Raw genomic sequence first — 19,901 nt, 5'->3', positions numbered from 1 at the left:
GAATCACAAATCTCTGTGTTTATTTTTAAGTTTGTTGAAAATATTACATTACAATACGATATAAATTATTTAGCCATCAATGAATTATAAAATTTAGAGGATATAGACGTGCGTCGGACCTTTACATGGTTACCTTGGGTATTATTAATACTTGTGATCATCGGTTTCTTTACATGGCAACAGGTTCAAAAACCTAAAGCACCCATTGCCCCAGATGGGGTTAAAATGCCTGCAGAAAAGGTTGAGCCTCTCATTGATACGTCGCGTACAGGCGGTGTAGTTTCGTATAGTGCTGCGGTAAAAGTTGCTGCGCCAGCGGTTGTCAATATTTTCACTACGCAAAAAGTGAAACAATTGGATCATCCTTTATTAAATGATCCGGTTTACCGTGAGTTTTTTGGTAATCAACTTCCAGATCAAACCAATCAAAACGAAAATAGTTTAGGTTCAGGTGTGATTGTTCGTCCAGATGGCTATATTTTGACGAATAACCACGTGATCGCACAGGCCGATCAGATCGTTGTGGCTTTACATGATGGTCGTCGTGCTGAAGCGAAAGTTGTGGGTACAGACCCAGATACAGACTTAGCTGTGATTAAGATTGAAATGAGTCAATTACCGGTTTTGCCATTTAAGCTAAGTGGCAATGAAGTCGGTGATGTCGTCCTAGCGATTGGTAACCCTTTTGGCGTGGGTCAGACAGTTACGCAAGGGATTATCTCAGCTACAGGTCGTTCAGATTTGGGAATCAACACCTACGAAGACTTTATTCAAACAGATGCTGCGATCAACCCCGGCAACTCAGGTGGTGCTTTAATTGATGTTGCAGGGAACTTAATTGGTGTAAATACCGCGATCTTCTCGCAGTCAGGTGGCTCTTTGGGGATTGGTTTTGCCATTCCTGCAAAAGTATGTCAACAAGTGCTGAACGCTATTTTAAAAGATGGGCGAGTGGTACGTGGTTGGTTAGGTATTAGTTTACTTCCAATTAAACAAGAAAATATTTTAGATCCACGGGTGAATGGCGTGATTGTCGCAGATGTCATTCGCAATGGACCTGCAGCACAAGCAGGTTTAAAACGTGGTGATAAAATCATGAAAGTGAATAATGAGCTAATTACCTCGACTTCGCATTTAATCAACTACGTTGCACAACAAGCGCCATTGAGCACTATGCAAATTGACATTGAGCGAGACGGAAAGGCGATGACATTACCTGTACAAGTGGGAGAGCGTAAACCGCAAACTCAAAACAGTGACTCGCAATATATTCCATTACCCCGCTAGCATAGAAAATCCCTCGTCATGAGGGATTTCTTTTGAGTACCTTTTTTTGTATATCGCTTTGAAGAGCATCGTTTGCGCCAAACAATGTGCTTTGTAATTGAAATATCAATTACAAAAATGCATTGCACACTTTGCTGAATTTGGCTTAATTTATAAGCAATAATAATCAGATAAGCGTATAAGAATATGAGCTTTTTACCCGCAGAACATGCCAAAGTTTTATCCAGTCAAGCCAATTTAGATATCGCCTTATATAAGACACGTTTGGCTTTGCTGATTGAGGAAAATGCCAAACAGGGGAATACCGCCGTATTTACGGTTTTACCCAAGCATTTAGCTTTAGAAGAGATTCGAAGTTTATCTGCTGAGCTTACAGAATTGGGATATCAAGTTCGATTTGAAGTGAATGAATTCTTCTATAATTTTAATGTCTACTGGATTTGATTCGGGATTCACTGCATTTAAGGTTCTAAGTTAAAAACAAGATGAAACCCTTTAGAAAACCACGATAATCGTAGTTTTCTAAAGCCGTTTTATAACGCAGTAACTTATTTAGATTTTTGATAGTCATTAATGACTTCAAGTGCCGCACGAAAGGCTTCTTGAGTCGCCGGTGCGCCACAATATGGCAAACTATGAAGTAACACTTCCTGAATTTCTTCTACAGTCGCCCCATTATTTAAAGCACCTCGGACATGACCCTTGAGTTCTGTTGGACTTTTTTGTGCAGTTAAAAATGCAATGGTAATCAGTGAGCGATATTTACGGGGTAAAACGCCTTCACGCTGCCAAGTTGAACCCCATGCATGCTCATTAATCCAATCTTGCAAAGGTTGAGTAAATGGCACGGTATTGTCTTGAGCACGTTTAACGAAACTTTCACCCATAACTTCAGTACGAACTTTTAAGCCATTTTCATAATCTTGTTGTGACATGTAGCAAACCCTCTGTGATGTAATTTTGCAGTACAGCCTATACCTTTGACTCTGCGATACCATTGGCTGATGGTCGTATAAAAAAGCCATCCCATTGTTTAAGAGTGGAATGGCTTTTATTTTGAGAAAAATAAAGCTTAAAAGCGATGCAGAAGCTGATTAATAACGCAGGAAGGCTTCTGGTTCATCATCGGTGTGTTGTTGCTTTTTCACTTCTGGTGTAACGGTTAAATGTGGATTGGATAACTCAAGTTCGTGGATGAGCTGCATGTCAAATACATCTGTGAGCATACTGTCATAACGTTGAATGTTGTAAGTGCTGAGCTGTTCAGCTTCAGAGGCTGTAATGAATTTTTGTGCAATTGCATCGGCTATATGTGCTTCAAAAGTTAAACCTTTAAATTGGCCTTTAGATTCAGCTTTTTTAAATTGGTTCCACAGCGGTTCAATTTTCAACAATTGTAAAAAGGCATTTTCCATACGACCAGAAACTTCATCTGCTGCAGTGCTGTAATACACGTGCTTTTTCAGTTCTTGGCGGAAAGTATTGTCTAGCATCATTTGAGTGGCAACTTCACGTTTTAAACGGTCTGTCGGTTTAGCAACAACTCGTCCCAACGGAAAGCAGATGATTTTTACTACGCTTGCTGCCAGCCGCATTGGGAAGTTGTCAAATAAGCCCTGGAAAGCTTCTTCAACATTGTACAAAGCTTTATCTAATGCAAGTTGCGCATGTAATTGTTCAGCTTCACTTCTTTGACCTTGTTCATAATATTTAAGAATAGCCGTTGCTATAAATAAATAAGAGTGAATGTCCGCCAAACGTCCCGAAAGCATTTCTTTGCGTTTAATATCGCCGGCTAAAAGGCCGAGACACATATCAGCAGTCAGCGCGAAATCAGCACTGAATCGATTAATTTTTTTATAGTAGGGGCGGCTAAATTCATCTGCTGAAGCAGGTGAGTCTGATGGGCCACCAGTGAAGGCATAAGCAAAAGCACGTGCAGTTCGGTTAAAGGTATACCCTAAGTGCTTAAAGAGCATTTCATTGAATGCATTGAGTGCAGTGTTTTTATCTTCGGCTTGAAGTAATTGTAGCTCTTCAAATAAATATGGATGGCACCGCATTGAGCCTTGTCCAAAAATCATCAGAGAGCGACTTAGAATATTGGCACCTTCGACAGTAATTGACACAGGAATGGCCTGATAATTCAAAGCTAAAAAATTACGAGGTCCCATTTGCACAGCACGTCCACCGACGATGTCCATGCCATGATTCACCACTTTCCGCATGGTTTCAGTGGCATAGTATTTGGCCATTGCAGTCATTACAGCAGGTTTGCCGCCTTGGTTTAAACCACAAGTCACCAAATAGCGGAATGCTTCAAGCATATATGCATCTGATGCGATATCACTCGATGCTTCTTGTACACCTTCAAAATTACCTACAGAAATTTTAAATTGCTGACGAACTTTGGCAAATGCACCAACATTTAAATATGCCATTTCTCCGGCTGCTGTTGACAATGCAGGGAGTGAAATACCACGACCGACCGCTAAACATTCCATCAGCATACGCCAGCCTTTGCCGGCATTTTCAATCCCTCCAATGATCCAGTCTAAGGGAATAAAGACATCTTTACCTTCAACTGTCCCATTCATAAATGGTGAGCCTGGATTATGACGAGGGCCTGTAACGACACCGTCATGACTCGCCGGTAGCAGCGCGCAGGTGATACCATATTCCGTTTTATTTTTATCTCCCAATAAGCCATCTGGATCGTATAACTTAAATGCAAGACCAATGACGGTGGCAATTGGTGCAAGAGTAATCCAGCGTTTGGAGAAGTTCATGTTTAAGCCGAGCACCTGTTGTCCCTCAAAAGTGCCATAACAGACGACACCTGTATCTGGAATAGCGCCTGCATCTGAGCCTGCTTCAGGGCTGGTGAGTCCAAAACATGGAATTTCTTCACCTTTTGCAAGGCCAGGGAGGTATCGGTCTTTTTGTGCTTCGGTACCATAGTGTAGAAGTAATTCCCCCGGTCCAAGAGAGTTGGGCACCATACAACTGACTGCGGCAGTGAGTGAGCGAGATGCAATCTTGCTCATGACACGGCTTTGTGCAAATGAGCTAAATTCACGGCCCCCGTAAGATTTTGGAATCACCAATCCTAAGAAACCATTATCCTTAATGAATTGCCAAGCTTCTGGTGGGAGGTCTTTATGTTTATGGTGAATATCCCACTCGTTGAGCATGGCACAAAGTTGCTCGACTTCATTATCAATGAAGGATTGTTCTTCAGCACTAAGCTGTGGATAGGGATAAGCCTCAAATTTTTTCCAATCAGGCGCACCCATAAATAGCTCTTTTTCCCACCAACTTGTTCCTGCATCCAACGCTTCACGTTCCGTAGTACTCATACTCGGCATCGCATTTGCTAAGGTTTTATAGGCAGGTTTGGTGAGCAGATTGAGCCGCAGTGGGTCAATCAACATAACTAAACTTAAAGCAATAAGCGGGATGCCAAGTATTAATGACCATGGGGTTAAAAAGGCGAGTGCAATTGAAACAAATATCAGTGTTATTGCGCCTACAGCTCGTGAAAGTTCAAAGAAAAAAACGGCCCAAAGAGCAAAAATAAAGAGTACTGCACTGAGTATAAATAGCATTTGTTATGGCTCCAGTGACAAGGGCCAGAGCGTTATGCGTTTAAAACAGCCTACATGCGTTTAAAAATGATCTCATCTTTTGTCTTTCTGATTTTAAAGTGCATGAGACTGTCAAAATGGCATCACTCGGCTGGTGAGTGTGATTGGACAATTGCGCGAATATAATGAAAGCGCTAATAATGTGTTATCAATAGATTGATTAATAAATAATCACAATACAATCCCTATCGGGCAAAAAAATGTCACATTACGTAAACTTGGATGATTCGATATATTGGATAACGTTTAAGGAACGGACAATTTTCGAAAGATCTTATATTGGGAAACGAATTAGGCTGAGTGTGTGAAAGCCACAAAAAAAGCCCTCAATCAATGAGGGCTTTAATTTGCGATGTTTTAAATCTTTGCGTGATTAAGCTTCAATCGTTTGAACTGCAATTTTCTTTGCAGGATCAGTTTTACGACGTACCGCAGGTACTGGCTCACCATAGTATTGACGGTCAGCAAAGTAGCTTGAACGGACCATTGGTGCAGCCCAAATGTTTTTGAAACCAAGCTTTTGACCATGTGCAGTGTAACGATCAAACTCTTCAGGTGTAACGAAACGATCGATCGGGGCATGTTCTTTAGAGGGCTGTAAGTACTGACCAATGGTGACATAGTCAACATCGTGTGCTTTTAAGTCGTCTAATAGCGCAATCACTTCTTCTTCAGTTTCACCAATACCGACCATCAAACCACATTTGGTAGGAACATCTGGGCAGTATTCTTTAAACATTTTTAATAAGTTTAGAGAGTGTTGGTAGTCAGAACCTGGACGCATTGCTTTATACAAACGTGGTACAGTCTCAATGTTGTGGTTAAATACATCGGGTGGGCACTCTGTCATAATTCGAAGGGCAACATCCATACGACCACGGAAGTCAGGTACTAAAATTTCCAAAAGTGTTTTTGGACTCAAGTCACGAGCTTCTTTAATACAGTCAACAAAGTGCTGTGCGCCGCCATCAACTAGGTCATCACGGTCGACAGAAGTAATTACGGCATATTTCAAACCAAGATTGGCAATGGTTTCTGCCATGTGACGTGGTTCATCTGGGTCAAGAGCATTGGGACGACCATGCGCAACGTCGCAGAATGGACAACGACGAGTACAGATATCGCCCATAATCATAAAGGTTGCAGTACCGCCACCGAAACATTCAGGTAAGTTCGGGCAAGCCGCTTCTTCACACACGGTATGTAATTTTTGTGCGCGTAAAGTTGTTTTAATACGTTGAACTTCATCAGGGGCAGCCATTTTGACCCGAATCCAGTCAGGCTTACGAGGCGTTTCAACCGTTGGCACGACCTTCACAGGTATGCGAGCGACTTTTTCTGCGCCACGAAGTTTTACACCCTGTACAGGTTTACGGTTCTCAGACATATTCAACTTTTCCACTGTTTTTGACGAGGAGATATTCAAAAAATTAGCTCGATCATTATAGCGGACTTGAGCTTAAATAGGGGGAAAACGATATTCATATAATAAATGTGGTTATCACATAATATATGTGAGCTAAATATCCAAAAAAGTTAGGATATACGTCATAATACAGCCTAGATTAAAGAATATTTGTAAAGGAGCGTTGAATGCCACGTAAGAAAGAGGTCGTTAGTGGAACTTTCGTGAAATACGATGCGGTAGTTCTGGGTTCTGGCCCTGCGGGTGAAGGCGCTGCAATGAAACTTGCTAAATCAGGTAAGCGAGTTGCTATTGTAGATATGCGTGAACAGCTTGGTGGTAACTGTACCCATGTAGGAACAATTCCAAGTAAAGCATTGCGTCAGACCGTTTCAAGCATTTTACGTTACCAACGTGACCCTATGTTCCAAAAAGTCGGTGAATGGAAACAGTTCACGATGAAACAGGTGTTACGTAATGCGCATAAAGTGATTCAACAACAAGTTGAAACGCATTCACGTTTTTATGACCGTAATAAAATTGATATTTTCCACGGCCGTGCGTATATCCAAGATCAAAACACTGTTTTGATTTTTAGCAATGAAGGTATGACGGAAACTTTAGTATTCCAGCAATTAGTGATTGCAACAGGTTCACGTCCTTACCGTCCAGCTGCTTTAGACTTTAATCATCCTCGCGTATTTGATTCAGATAAAATTTTGGATCTGGATTATTCAATCCAAAAAATCATCATTTACGGTGCAGGTGTGATTGGTTGTGAATATGCCTCTATCTTTATTGGTCTAGACCACAAAGTCGATTTGATCAATACACAGCACAAATTACTCAGCTATTTAGACGATGAAATCTCAGATGCATTGTCATATCGTTTACGTGAGCAGGGTGTACTGATTCGCCACAACGAACAGATTGATCATCTTGAAACACATGATGATCATGTAGTTCTGCACTTGCAAAGTGGTAAGAAAATTAAAGCAGATGCGATTTTGTGGTGTAACGGTCGTTCTGGTAATACCGATGGTTTAGGCCTAGAAAATGTAGGCATCAAACCAAACAGCCGTGGTCAATTAACCGTGAATGATCAATATCAAACTGAAGTAGAGAATATCTTTGCTGCGGGTGATGTAATCGGTTGGCCTTCACTTGCATCTGCTGCATATGACCAAGGTCGCTGTGCCGGTTCTAACATGAGCGGTGAAGAAGGAATTGCACCTGTAACGGATATTCCTACAGGTATTTATACAATTCCTGAAATTTCTTCGATTGGTAAAACTGAACAACAGTTAACTGAAGAAAAAATTCCGTATGAAGTGGGTCAGGCATCTTTCCGTCATTTGGCACGTGCGCAAATTACGGGCGACACCGTGGGCGAGCTTAAAATCTTGTTCCATCGTGATACTTTAGAAATTTTAGGTGTTCATTGCTTCGGTAATAATGCTGCGGAAATTATTCACATTGGTCAGGCTGTGATGAACAGCCCGAACAATACGATTAAATATTTCGTAGAAACCACATTTAACTATCCGACTATGGCGGAAGCGTACCGTGTTGCAACATTGAACGGTATGAACCGCTTATTCTAAGGTTAAATTGAACTTAGAATGTGCAATGAAAGACCCGTAAGTTTCGGCTTGCGGGTTTTTTATGGGTAGAATAAAGTGCATACAAAATATACAGTCAATCCACTTATAATCATCAGAATTTTCAACTCATTTTAGGTAACCCATGACGATCCGTTCAGTGACTATTCAAGGTTTTCGATCTATTCATCATATGAATTTGACCTTGTCGCGTCTGAATATTGTCAGTGGTCCGAATGGTTGTGGTAAATCCAATCTATATAAAGCTGTACGTCTCCTACATGAAGCTGCAAATGGCCAATTATCCCAAGCTATTGCAAATGAAGGCGGGATTCAAAAAATCATGTGGGCAGGTGGTCACCGTGCGGGTGATCGATCGAAAGATCCTAAGCGCATGAAGCTTGCGGTGGACATGGAACATTATGAATATCAACTTGAAATTGGTTTCCCTGAACCGCTTATTACGATGTTTGCACTCGATCCTTTGGTCAAACTAGAAGGAATTTGGTTGAGCGGCTATCAACGTCGAAAAATGAGCGAGTTGTTAGAGAGAACTAACCAAGCAGCATTTCTTAAAAATGTTGATGAAGAACGGATTGCTTATCCGATGTCTTTAACACCTGAAGAGTCGGTGTTTGGACAATTGTCCGATCCACACTTATATCCCGAAGTTTCACAAGTGCGTGAGACCATGAAAAACTGGCGCTTTTATCATGAGTTTTCAGTCAGTGGAAATTCACCGATCCGTGTCCCACAGGTGGGCATTCGTTCGCCGGTTTTAGCGCATGATGGCACAAATTTAGCCGCAGCCTTTGAAACTTTACGTGAGCGTGGCAACAGTGAAACCTTGTTTGAAGTACTAGAAAAAGCCTTTCCGCAGACCCAATTTTATGTGCAGGAAATGGGTGGGCGCTTTCAAATGATGATGCAAAAGCAAGGGATCTTAAGACCTTTGGAAAGTGCCGAATTTTCAGATGGGACTTTACGGTTTTTGTGTTTAGCTGTGGCTTTATTGAGTCCAAGACCCCCAAATTTTATGGCACTGAATGAGCCAGAAAATAGCTTACATCCCGATTTATTACCTGCCTTGGCGATGCTGATTGCCGAAGCAAGTCGCTATACGCAGCTTTGGTTGACCACACATTCCAATGAACTGGTTGAAATGATCAAACAGTATAGTGATGTGCAGCATTATCAACTAGATCAAGTCGAGGGGAAGACCGTGGTCAAGGGCGCAAGCTTAATCGATGAGGATTAGATTATTCCTTTAGTTATAGTTTTTTTGCTTAAGTTTAAAAAGGTAGAAAAGTTAAAAAAGCATAATAGCCGATAAAACTGCTTATTAAGCTAAACCAGACTGGCAGCTTGCTGCGAAGTAAAGCAATAACGACGGCAACAAATATAAAGTCCGTCCATTGAATGATGTATTTCTGGCTCATTTGAAATAGTAGACACAGTAATAGACCGACGACAGTAGCATTGATTATTTTTAAGGTGCCGAAAAGCATCGGGTATTTCATCAACTTATTCCAAAACGGTAATAAGCCAAACAATAATAAAAATGATGGTAAAAATATCGCCACAGTCGCGAGTACAGCATTTAAGAGTAGCACATCAGTCATGGGTAAAAGTGTGCCGAGATAGGCGGCGAAACTAAACAAAGGCCCCGGCATGAGTTGTGCAAGGGCATAGCCTAAGTCAAAATTTTCATTACTGATCAGTCCTGTCGAGACAAAATCCTGATGTAAAAATGGCAAAATAATATGTCCACCACCAAAGACGAGGGATGCTGTGCGGTAGAAGCTTTCTAAGCTGAAAGCCAATATATTGCTATGTTGTATATCGAAGAATGGCAGAACGAAAAAAGGGCTGATAAAGGCGAGAAGCCATAGCCAAGAGGTGCGAGTATTTTCATGTGCATTCTGGCTAAAATTGTCATGTTTGGGTGGAACTGTTTCGGCGATATTTGGCTTTTGGCTGTGTAATTGATTTGACGATAAAACTAAACCGATAATTGCAGCGCATAAAATCACCAAAACTTGATTTAGAGAAAATTGAAAGAAATAAATAAAAAATGCAGCTAAAAGCATGACTAGATACTGAAATTTTGTTTTACAGAAGCTTCGCATCATTTGCCAAAATGCCCATGCAACAACGGCTAGTACAATTAACTGAATAACATGAAAGAATAAAGTTGAGAGTTGATTACTGAGTTTTATACTTAAAGTGGCCGCGGCACACATCAGCAGGGCTGAAGGTAAAGTAAATCCTAACCATGCAAAACAAGCACCTTGATAGCGGTTGAGTTGAAATCCAATCGCCATGCCGAGCTGGCTACTTGTTGGGCCTGGAAGGACTTGAGCCAAGGCAAGCAAATGCGCATATTCATGCTCTGTTATCCATTTTTCTTGTTTCACAAAATACTGAAAAAACAACACCAAATGTGCCGCAGGTCCACCAAATGCAATACACCCTAATCTTAAAAAGGTGAGAAAGATGACAAGGTTTCGTTGTGGTTTGGACTGGCTCATGCGTTACCAATATTTAAAATCAAAAGTAAGGTTATGAATTTCTAAAGGATAAAATTATTAAAGTTAAAAGATCTTAAAGGCTGATTATTGCAGGAGTATGTAAATCCTGCTTCAAAAATATTTTGAAGTGCTTAGCAGGGAAAAAGATAATTGGACGAAGTGACATAGTGCTGTCCCACATGCACATGGCGTCGGTTTCCGCCGCTGATTAGCATCTGCACATACACATAAAAAATTGTCTAAAAATGACTTCTCCAAAATCAGACACCTTATCAGAAATTTTGAGCGCTTTATTGAAGTGGTTGATGAGTGGCATTGCATCGTTATTCTCAATCATGGCATTTGCAGATGATCAGCTACTTGCTTCACAAGCATTAGCAAGTTATACAGATCAAAACAGTTGGCAGGGCATTCAGCACTATCTACCCAAAGAATACCATTTAGATGAAACGCAGCGACCCAAAGAAGAGTGGTGGAGTTGGCAGGGTCATACTGTTCACTTAGATACTTATCGGCATCCACAGGCAAAAGTGAAGGTGATTCTGTTTCATGGTGTGGGAACAAATGGTCGACAAATGTCGATGATTTTGGGTCATCCTTTGGCACAACGTGGCTATGAAACTATCGCTATTGATATGCCCGGTTATGGCCTCACCCAAGTCAAAAAGGGCTCAAAAATTCGTTATGATGATTGGGTTCAAGCAGGTAATGACCTCATTGAAGCCGAGCTACAAAAAGATCATCGTCCTATCGTTTTGTATGGGCTTAGTGCAGGTGGTATGTTGACCTATCACGTGGCGGCAAAAAATAAAAAGGTGAAAGGTATCGTCGGTATGACCTTTCTAGACACTTCAAATAAAACTGTGCGTGATCAAGTCTCTTTGAATAAATTTATGAGCCGCGTGGGCAGCCCACTGGCTCATGTGACAGCACATACACCATTATCAGCATTACCAATGCCGATGCGTTGGGTAAGTAAAATGCATCGTTTGGTGAATAATGACGCAGCATTGCAGGTCTTCTTAAAAGATAAAACGTCAGCTGGGAATAGTGTATCGGTTAAATTTCTAGATTCGTATTTATATTATAAAAATGATACGCCACCGGAGCAGTTTAATGTCTGCCCAATTTTACTGACGCAGCCTGAACAAGACCGCTGGACGCCTTTGGCTTTAAGTCAGCCATTTTTAGCACGGATTCACCAAGTTCCAGTCGATGTCGTGCTGTTGAAAAATGCAGGACATTATCCTTTGGAACAGCCGGGACTTGAGCAAATGGTCAATGCAATAGATGCGTTTTATCAAAAAGTCACGCAATAATCTGTTGAAAGCGTGATGCGTAATTCATACCAACATAGATATAAAAAAACCGCCAGAAGGCGGTTTTTTTATTGGGACTTTGTGGAAATATTTAAGCAAAATGACCATGTTGAAAATCATAAAATGCCTGACGTATTTCATCTTCAGTATTCATGACGAATGGTCCATGTGCCGCAATGGGTTCATTTAAAGCTTCGCCACTTAAAATAAGCAGTTTGGTTGCTTCAAAAGATTTAAGTTTCAAGGACGATACTTGGTCACTGACATATAAAGTCTGTTTCGCATCAAAGCGTTGACCTTCAATTTCGATCGCCCCACTTAATACAAAAATCATGTTATTCCACTGTGGGTTGAATGAAAATTCCTGTTCAGCATTTGCATTCAAGCGCACATCCAATACATTCATCGGGCTAAAGGTTTCAGCGGCGCCCAATGTATCTTCAAATTGGCCAGCAATGACGCGTACCACGCCTGCATTTTGTGCAAGCTTTACTTCAGCAATATTGGCTGTTGTCAGTTCTTGATAGTGAGGTTCAGTCATTTTGGCATGACGAGGTAAATTGACCCAAAGTTGTACCATGTCTAAATTTCCGCCAGTTTTGGCAAAATCTTTAGAATGGTGTTCTTCATGCATAATGCCTCGACCCGCAGTCATCCATTGCACTTCGTCTTTGGCAATGCTGCCGTGATTTCCTTTAGAGTCAAAATGCTCCAATTCTCCTTCATAAACAATGGTTACTGTTTCAAAGCCACGATGTGGATGTGATCCAACACCACGTTGATGATGACTTGGAGAGAAATGATATTGGCCGGTATAGCCCATAACGAAGAATGGACTGGTTTTATTGCCCATTTCTTGCATAGGGAGCATAGAGTTTGTTGGGAAGCCATCGCCCACCCAAGTCCTACGATCACTATGATAAACACGTTTGATTGAATTCATAATTCAGCCCTCAATTTATTGCTTCTGAAATCTATTATTGAGGTATAGTGAGGGAATGACAGGGCGAAAAACTCAACAGATTATTCTAAAAATGAAACAATCATGCAAAATTTAAATGACTATTACTACTTCGTGCAAGTGGTGAAATACCAAGGTTATACCAAAGCCAGTGAAGCATTGGGTATCACAAAATCTAAGCTATCACGCCGTATCACAGAATTAGAGACCCGTTTGGGGGTGCGTTTGATTCAGCGTAATACGCGTAAATTTACAGTAACTGAAATAGGACAACAGTTCTATTTGCATTGCTTAAAAATTTTAGAGGAAGTCAGCGAAACGGAAAACTTTGTGCTTAGTACGTTGAATGACCAACTCTGTGGCCAAATTAAAATCTCTTGTCCTGTGGCTTTGGTGGAAATGCCTGTTGCCAAAATGGTCATCGATTTTATGCAGCAATATCCAGACATCAGTGTGCATCTGATGGCGACCAATCATCGGGTTGATGTTATCGAGGAAGGCGTAGATTTAGCCATTCGTGTGCGTAATATGCCTTTATTGGATAGTGATTTGATCGTTCGAGATTTAGATGCTTGGGATCATGTTTTGGTGGCATCGCCACAACTTTTCTTCGAGCGTGAAATACCACAGCAATTGGCTGAGATTCAAAATTTTCCGTGTATTGGTTTTGACCGACCTAAACATTTTTGGGATTTCCGACATCGTGAAAAAAGTGAAACTCAACAAATTGAATTTCATCCACGCTTAAGAACTGACAGTTTTAGTGCGATGATTTCTGCTGCTCTTTCTGGCGTAGGAATCGCATCTTTGCCCAAAGTGTTTGTACGTGATGCTTTAAAAAGTGGTGAGTTAATAGAGCTATTTCCTGAATGGCAATTGCCGCAAGGGGTCATCCATGTTGCATACGCGACACGACAAGGCATGCTGCCGGGTGTGCGTGCGATGTTAGATCATTTGATTTCAGGTTTTAAGGCATTAGATATAGATCATCCGTAATTTGAGCAGTGTTCTTATTGTTTTAAAATTTTAATTATTTGGAGTTATTGCTCAAACATGGATTTTACTGGGTTATTTATTTTTTATTGTTGGCATGAAGTTCAACATTAGTATGGTCGTCCTCCTGCTAGGCTAATTCGCTTTAATAAGCGGCGTTGGTCTGAAGGGAAAGGGCGGCGTGAGTGTAAAGTGGCTTGGTTATCCCAAAACACAATGTCACCTTCTTCCCATTGATGTTCATATCGAAACTCAGGTTTCAATAAATGTTCACGTAAAGATGCAATCAACTCACTGCCCGACTGATCATCGTAGTGAACCAATTCCACTTCAGATCGTTCATTTAACCACAGCCCTTTACGGCCACTTTCTGGATGGGTACGTACAAGCGGATGTGGATAGGCATGTCCAACAATCGGTTGGTCTTTGAAACGATATAGCGGTGTAGCGCCATATCCCGTTGTGCCTTTATTATTTTTGGCACGGACAAATGGGTTGTAGGTAATGAGTTGAAGTTGGTCTAAATGTTTTTGTGTCGCTTCATCTAAAGCTTCATAGGCTTTAATGGTGTTATACCATGAGGTTTGTCCACCGTCTTGTGGTAGTTCAATGGCATAGAGTAATGAACCAAAAGATGGCAGCGGAGTCCACTGATGGTCTGCATGCGCAGCCAATTCACCATGTCCAGTATAGTCACCTTTGCCGACTGCATTTGAAACGGGTACCACGTCTGGTGGTGTACCGGTATCATCTTGTGACGCTAGCACAGGAATATCTGCACCGGGACGGAAGATTGAACCGAAATAACTTGCAAACGCGAGATACTGTAAATCATCTAGACTTTGATGTTTAAAAATTAAAATCAAGTGTTCTGCCAGCGCTTGTTTTAAACGATAGATGGTTTCCCCAGACTGTGCTTTACGCGCATCTAAACCATAAACCACAGCCCCCAAAGCTTGGTCATGTTGCACTTCAATACGAATTTCATTGCCATCTTGAAAATGTTCTGCTTGATGCCAACGCGGAGCATCATGGATAGCTTGTGAAAGTTGAGTTAATGCGGTCATTTCATAAGTTCTCAAATTGTTCTTTATTGAGACTTAATCTATGGAAGAAAGTGCAGGTTGGAAAATTAAAAAATAAGCTAAGTTTATGAAAAAACGTATTATTAATACTAATATGCTGAAAATGCAGCTTTTATTTAATGGTGTAGAAAATAGCTAAAAAACTGCTGTTGTAGTGTTGATAAAACAGCAGTTTGGATCGGAATTAAGATTTCAATACGTCTTTAATGCGCACAAAACGCTTGGTTAAAGTATTCAAATAATTCAGGTGTTTGGCTCCATAAGCCGATGGACAATGCCAACAAGGCCAGAATACTGATGCCAATACTGAGTCGGAACCATAATGTTGAATTAGTCATGAATGACACTTTCCTCATTAACCATGAAATGTACCAATACCCCAAAAATACTCAGGACAATCGAAAAAATCCAAATGGCATTATAGTTACCAGTCATATCATGGTTCACACCACCCAACCAGCCACCAAAAAATGAACCGACTTGGTGAGTAAAGAACACGATACCACTGAGCATACTGAGATATTTAACGCCAAACATATTGGCCACAATACCGTTGGTGAGCGGTACGGTAGAAAGCCATAATAAACCCATAATGACGCCAAAAGCATAGATTGTCCATGTACTTAAAGGCAGCAAAAGAAAGGCAATAATGGCAATACCACGTAATCCATACAGTCCCATCAACAGCTTTGGTTTGGAATATTTGCCACCGAGCCAACCTGCTGTGTATGTGCCGACAATATTAAACAGTCCAACGAGCGCTAGGAAAATAGTGCCTGTAGTGGCATTAAAGCCATGATCAATTAAATAACCCGGCAGATGGATACCAATAAACACCACTTGGAAGCCACAGACAAAGAAACCAAGTGCTAAAAACCAAAAGGGTTTATGCTCCCAAGCCAATTGCAAAATTTGTTTAAATGTCAGAGAGGCTTCATGCGTATTGGTTGCATTTGGTGCAACATACATTGGTGCTTTTAACATCCAAGCTAAAGGAATAATAAGCGCAATTAAAATGGCGCTGACCACCAAAGCCGAAGACCAACCCAATTTTTGCAGTAGCAGTAATGTAGAGGGCAGCATAATGAACTGACCAAAAGAACCTGCGGCACTGGCAATACCCATGGCTAAACTACGTTTGTCTGGATGCGCTGCACGTCCTACGGCCGAGAGTAATACTGGAAAGGAGGTGGCTGAGAGGGCTAAACCTAGGATTAAACCTGCGCTTAAATTAAGCAGTAAACCGGTGGAGCTGACGGCCATGAGTAATAGTCCGAGGGCATATAATGCACCACCGACGGCGACCACGATCTTACTGCCATATTTATCTGCAAAAGCCCCAGTAATTGGCTGCACAGCACCCCAAATTAAGTTTTGCATGGCAATGGCAAGGCTAAATACGTTATGTCCCCAACCGAATTCATCACTCATCGGCACGAGATAGAGGCCAAATGCATGACGCACCCCTAAAGACAATGCCAAAATAATAGCACTGCCAATGAGCATGTAAATCAGGGGCTTTGAGAAACGAGTATCAGACATACAGCAGGCTACATTCTTTAAATTTAACCCAATGGTATGCGAATAAACGCAGAGTTGCGATTAAATTTAATTCACCAAACAATAAATTTTTTTTATAGGTAACTATGGATGAATAAAGAAAAATGACACAGCCGAAATTCAAAAGTGTTTAAAAGAGATTGAAGAGATAATTCAAAATAAAAGACCATATATAGCCTAATAAAAAAGACGGCTGTAGCCGTCTTTTTTTATATTCAGGTTATTAATTAGAAACGCATACCGATACCTGCATATGCAAGGATCGGGTTTACTTCAATATCCGCTTTAGATTTGATCAGTTCGCCGTGTGTCGCATCTGTAACGGTAATGGTGGTTTCATTTTGTAGGTGTGCATAGCTGACAGAACCAACAGCAAACCATTTATCATTGAAATCATATGTGAAGCCCACCGTCGCAACCGGAGCAAATACATCAGTTGCCTCTAAATCAACTTTGGGATTTGCCTTACTTGGTTTTCCTTCCAAAGAGGCGCCTGCATTACCTTCTTTAATGTTGGCAATCATGTGACCTGCGGCAATCAAATCTTTCTCAATTTGTGGATTCATTTCCAATTCATTGAAGTAGGCATACATCACGCCTAGACCCACATAGGGACGGAATTTATTGACGCCAGTTTTACCAAAGTGATATTGGATTTCAGCAGCCGGAGTCCATGCACGTGCAGAAGCTGCTGCACCATGTGCGCCTAAGTCGGTAATGAAAATATCATTTTCAAGTTCAAGATTTCCCAGTGCACCGCCTAGTGGTTTTGCAATGGCAGAAAATGGTGCATAAATTTTCCCTGAGCCTTGTAAATCAACTTTTGGCGGAATACCCGCTTTCATTTCTAGTGATACATTGTCAGTGAAGAAATAGTTGGTCATGATCCCAAGCGTGGTGACGTCGTCTGCTTCAAGACCTGTCCCTGGATTGTCCCATTGTTCAAGTCCTGAAATAGTGGCTTTACCACTCATTGCAGCAGGAACAGTGTCCAAAGTATTTAGCGCAACTTCTAGTAGGGGCGGAACTTTGTACCCTTCTCGAATATTGTCTTTTACTGTTTGTGATTTAACTTCGCCAACATCTGCCTCATAGCCTTCATTGATGGCAGTATTTACACGGAATGGTTGTGCTTTACCTTGTGGCATAACATATAGAGCACCGACAGAGACAGAAAAACGTTTGAAGCCATCGCCATCTTTTAAACTAAAATATGGTGAGTCTGCATGACTGAGCATAGGTAGGGCTGCCATAGAAGCAGCAATGCACAATACACTTTTTTTCATTTTAAAGGACTCCATGTCCGTAAATTGATAATAATTTTTCTAAGTGCCCATTATTCAAAATTAGTGCGTAAAAAATGTTATAGAAAACAAGAGTAAAGGTAATAGTCCTGTAACATTCTTGATGATTTGTATTGTTTGAAGGTTTTAATGAGGTATTTGTGTAAAAAAAAGAACATTTTTGAAATTTAGAAATGCTTCTATCTATTTGTAAATATTTAATATTTATTGACATAAATGACAGTGAATTTATTTGTTTAGGTCAATAAAATAGTTTAAAACGATCATATTCAAAGCAGTTTTTTGCTTTGTTTTCCTCTACAGGTATAAGTCATAGCTCATCGTTGAGTCGTTATATGTTAATCGTGGTTAATCTCTTAAAGCCTTTTACACCAAAACCATTTTTTTTGTACAATAGCACCAGATTCAATTGAGTTATTCGTATGAGTACGCAAAACCCTCCCAAGAAAAAGGCTTTAGTTAATTTGCCTTTTCCGATTAAAAAAGCTGAAGATAATGCTTCGGATGAAATCTTTGAAGATATGCGTCCAAAACCTCAGCGTTATGCTGACCGTACTTGGATGCCACCACGCGGTACACGTCGTTCGATGGGTAAGCGTTAAGAGATTTAAATAAAAAAGCCATGATTAAAACCATGGCTTTTTTATTGCAAATGATTGTTTTTAATTGCGTATTTCAGACTGAATTCTATGGTCTTTATTGAGATAATACTTTTTCTTCTGACGATACATGTCCAGATCTGCACGTTTAAGCATATCTTCCATTCGCTCATTCAAGATATTGGTGGCAGAACCAATCGATATACTCATCGTTTGATTAGAATAAAATTGGTTATCGACCAATAACAACTCATTCAAACTTTGTAAACAGTTTTGCAATGCTGCATCATCAGCACCCGGTAAAAGTATGACAAATTCATCACCGCCAATGCGTGAAGCAGAATAGGGGGTGTGCTGAATAAGTTGGTTAAGAATGTTGCCCAAACGTCTGAGTATACTGTCACCAGCATCGTGCCCAATACTGTCATTGAGTTCTTTTAGTCCATTTAAATCAATAAAAATACAAGAAACAGGGCGTAATTGATTGCGTTCAAGACGCTTGAGTTCTGCGATATAAAATGAACGATTATAGAGTTTGGTCAGTACGTCGTGCTTACCTAAATACTCAAGATAATTTTCAGCCTTTTTACGTGCAGTAATATCGGTTAAGGCAACCTGCACGGTGCTCCAATCATCAAGATAATCGGGAAATACAGTAAATTGTAGTAAGACGTGGCGAATACTGCCATCAAGTGCATAATTTATAGCTTCACGTTGATGATGTAGATTACCATTCCAAAGTTCAATCAACTGTTCTTTAAATGTTTGAAGCATCTCTTTGGCAAATACTTTATGTACATTTTTGAGCAAGATTTCTTTGTCCGAAGCGCCAAACAAATCAAGGGTGGCCTGATTAACATCAACGATCAGTATTTCCTTAATACACTCTTGTACAAAATCGGGGTGAACATCCAAAAATGTCACAAAATCTTCTATACCTAAAGCGCGAAGCTGATCTAATTTTATTTTAATCCGGCTGAAATCCTCTACCCAAAGTGAGGTTGGCGAATAATGGAAACGCGCTTCTGCCAAATGACGACTTTGTTCTTGTAAACGACAAGCTTCGGTATAAGACGTGATATCTTCAGTCGTAATTAAAACGGCAGATAAATCCTGCTCATGACTCGGTAGCACGATGCCTTTGAGTTGAATGTCTAGGCGTTGTCCACTGAGCGTATAGTTCACGGCAGAATGGGAAAAATGCGTTTCACCATTCCACAATGCAACCAACTCTCTAATATGTGTTTGACACATCTCCGCCTGAAAAACGAGATCAAGGTTTTGACATAAATGTTCAATATTACGCGCTTGATACAGTTCTAACGTTTTTGTGTTGACCTGTAAGATTTTTATTTTTCTTGCACATTGCAGAATACGTGATTCATCTTGTTGAAGAAAAGTGGAGAGATCCTGCACACCTTGCTGACGCCAGAGATCAAATTGTTTTTTGACTTCACTGTAATCTTCAAGCCACATGGCAATGGGGGATAGCTCAAAAAAAGGAGAATCTAGCATGTCTATTTTATGTGCTCGTCATTCTTTATGATAATGTCTGCAAGTAGTATAAGACGAAAAAAATGATATTAAAATAATGTGATATGTAAAATAA

At 40.6% G+C, this 19,901-nt stretch carries 17 protein-coding genes; 7 read left to right on the top strand and 10 right to left on the bottom strand.

The annotated features are described in order from the left end of the window. Positions 1-108: 108 nt before the first annotated feature. Both FTU29_RS14415 and FTU29_RS14410 read left to right on the top strand, forming a co-directional pair. Complete coding sequence (locus FTU29_RS14415; RefSeq protein WP_078191894.1) at positions 109-1,287, top strand: S1C family serine protease; 1,179 nt, start codon at positions 109-111, stop codon at positions 1,285-1,287. 186 nt (positions 1,288-1,473) lie between these two features. Next, entirely contained in the window at positions 1,474-1,731 is a 258-nt protein-coding gene (locus FTU29_RS14410; protein ID WP_078191893.1) for a hypothetical protein, read from the top strand. Between the two features lie 104 nt (positions 1,732-1,835). Here the strand turns inward: FTU29_RS14410 and FTU29_RS14405 are convergent, their stop codons facing one another. The 3 genes from FTU29_RS14405 to lipA all read right to left on the bottom strand — a co-directional run bounded on the left by FTU29_RS14405 (position 1,836) and on the right by lipA (position 6,321). Then, positions 1,836-2,222 (bottom strand): carboxymuconolactone decarboxylase family protein, encoded by a 387-nt coding sequence (locus FTU29_RS14405; RefSeq protein WP_168379173.1) that lies wholly within the window; start codon positions 2,220-2,222, stop codon positions 1,836-1,838. Between the two features lie 159 nt (positions 2,223-2,381). Then, positions 2,382-4,895 (bottom strand): acyl-CoA dehydrogenase, encoded by a 2,514-nt coding sequence (locus tag FTU29_RS14400; protein WP_180084142.1) that lies wholly within the window; start codon positions 4,893-4,895, stop codon positions 2,382-2,384. A 412-nt stretch (positions 4,896-5,307) separates the two neighbouring features. Continuing rightward, positions 5,308-6,321, bottom strand: a complete 1,014-nt coding sequence (lipA, locus tag FTU29_RS14395; protein ID WP_180004941.1) for a lipoyl synthase — start codon at positions 6,319-6,321, stop codon at positions 5,308-5,310. A gap of 206 nt (positions 6,322-6,527) precedes the next feature. On the opposite strand from lipA, the gene sthA reads away from it, so the two are divergent. Together sthA and FTU29_RS14385 are read left to right on the top strand one after the other, a co-directional pair. Beyond that, on the top strand, positions 6,528-7,943 hold the full coding sequence (gene sthA / locus FTU29_RS14390; protein ID WP_078190237.1) for a Si-specific NAD(P)(+) transhydrogenase: 1,416 nt from the start codon (positions 6,528-6,530) through the stop codon (positions 7,941-7,943). Positions 7,944-8,085: 142 nt separating this feature from the next. Then, positions 8,086-9,198: an AAA family ATPase gene (locus tag FTU29_RS14385; protein ID WP_180122543.1), complete on the top strand. Its 1,113-nt coding sequence runs from the start codon at positions 8,086-8,088 to the stop codon at positions 9,196-9,198. 34 nt (positions 9,199-9,232) lie between these two features. Here the strand turns inward: FTU29_RS14385 and chrA are convergent, their stop codons facing one another. Continuing rightward, entirely contained in the window at positions 9,233-10,471 is a 1,239-nt protein-coding gene (chrA, locus tag FTU29_RS14380) for a chromate efflux transporter (RefSeq protein ID WP_180122541.1), read from the bottom strand. Between the two features lie 335 nt (positions 10,472-10,806). On the opposite strand from chrA, the gene FTU29_RS14375 reads away from it, so the two are divergent. After that, positions 10,807-11,790: an alpha/beta hydrolase gene (locus tag FTU29_RS14375; RefSeq protein WP_257226936.1), complete on the top strand. Its 984-nt coding sequence runs from the start codon at positions 10,807-10,809 to the stop codon at positions 11,788-11,790. A gap of 91 nt (positions 11,791-11,881) precedes the next feature. On the opposite strand, the gene FTU29_RS14370 is transcribed toward FTU29_RS14375, so the two are convergent. Next, positions 11,882-12,733 carry a pirin family protein gene (locus FTU29_RS14370; RefSeq protein WP_180122538.1) on the bottom strand — a complete coding sequence of 284 codons (852 nt, stop codon included), beginning with the start codon at positions 12,731-12,733 and terminating at the stop codon, positions 11,882-11,884. 102 nt (positions 12,734-12,835) lie between these two features. Between FTU29_RS14370 and FTU29_RS14365 the strand changes: the two genes are divergently transcribed. Further along, positions 12,836-13,747, top strand: a complete 912-nt coding sequence (locus FTU29_RS14365) for a LysR substrate-binding domain-containing protein (RefSeq protein ID WP_180122537.1) — start codon at positions 12,836-12,838, stop codon at positions 13,745-13,747. Between the two features lie 107 nt (positions 13,748-13,854). On the opposite strand, the gene FTU29_RS14360 is transcribed toward FTU29_RS14365, so the two are convergent. The 4 genes from FTU29_RS14360 to FTU29_RS14350 all read right to left on the bottom strand — a co-directional run bounded on the left by FTU29_RS14360 (position 13,855) and on the right by FTU29_RS14350 (position 17,675). Next, positions 13,855-14,811 (bottom strand): TauD/TfdA family dioxygenase, encoded by a 957-nt coding sequence (locus FTU29_RS14360; RefSeq protein WP_078191885.1) that lies wholly within the window; start codon positions 14,809-14,811, stop codon positions 13,855-13,857. Positions 14,812-15,032: 221 nt separating this feature from the next. Continuing rightward, positions 15,033-15,167, bottom strand: a complete 135-nt coding sequence (locus tag FTU29_RS17515) for a hypothetical protein (protein ID WP_257220694.1) — start codon at positions 15,165-15,167, stop codon at positions 15,033-15,035. Continuing rightward, on the bottom strand, positions 15,160-16,371 hold the full coding sequence (locus tag FTU29_RS14355; RefSeq protein WP_180122536.1) for an MFS transporter: 1,212 nt from the start codon (positions 16,369-16,371) through the stop codon (positions 15,160-15,162). The genes FTU29_RS17515 and FTU29_RS14355 overlap by 8 nt, the downstream gene beginning before the upstream one ends. A 245-nt stretch (positions 16,372-16,616) precedes the next feature. Continuing rightward, positions 16,617-17,675 carry an OmpW family protein gene (locus FTU29_RS14350; protein WP_180122535.1) on the bottom strand — a complete coding sequence of 353 codons (1,059 nt, stop codon included), beginning with the start codon at positions 17,673-17,675 and terminating at the stop codon, positions 16,617-16,619. 440 nt (positions 17,676-18,115) lie between these two features. Between FTU29_RS14350 and FTU29_RS14345 the strand changes: the two genes are divergently transcribed. Beyond that, positions 18,116-18,295 carry a hypothetical protein gene (locus FTU29_RS14345; RefSeq protein ID WP_078190224.1) on the top strand — a complete coding sequence of 60 codons (180 nt, stop codon included), beginning with the start codon at positions 18,116-18,118 and terminating at the stop codon, positions 18,293-18,295. 60 nt (positions 18,296-18,355) lie between these two features. On the opposite strand, the gene FTU29_RS14340 is transcribed toward FTU29_RS14345, so the two are convergent. After that, entirely contained in the window at positions 18,356-19,813 is a 1,458-nt protein-coding gene (locus FTU29_RS14340; RefSeq protein ID WP_180122567.1) for a sensor domain-containing diguanylate cyclase, read from the bottom strand. Between the last annotated feature and the right edge of the window lie 88 nt (positions 19,814-19,901).

The sequence above is a fragment of the Acinetobacter sp. YH12086 genome, from assembly GCF_013419345.1.
GTDB lineage: Bacteria > Pseudomonadota > Gammaproteobacteria > Pseudomonadales > Moraxellaceae > Acinetobacter > Acinetobacter amyesii.
The sequence above is the reverse complement of the archived record's forward strand: the minus strand, read 5'-3'. Positions and strand labels throughout refer to the sequence as shown.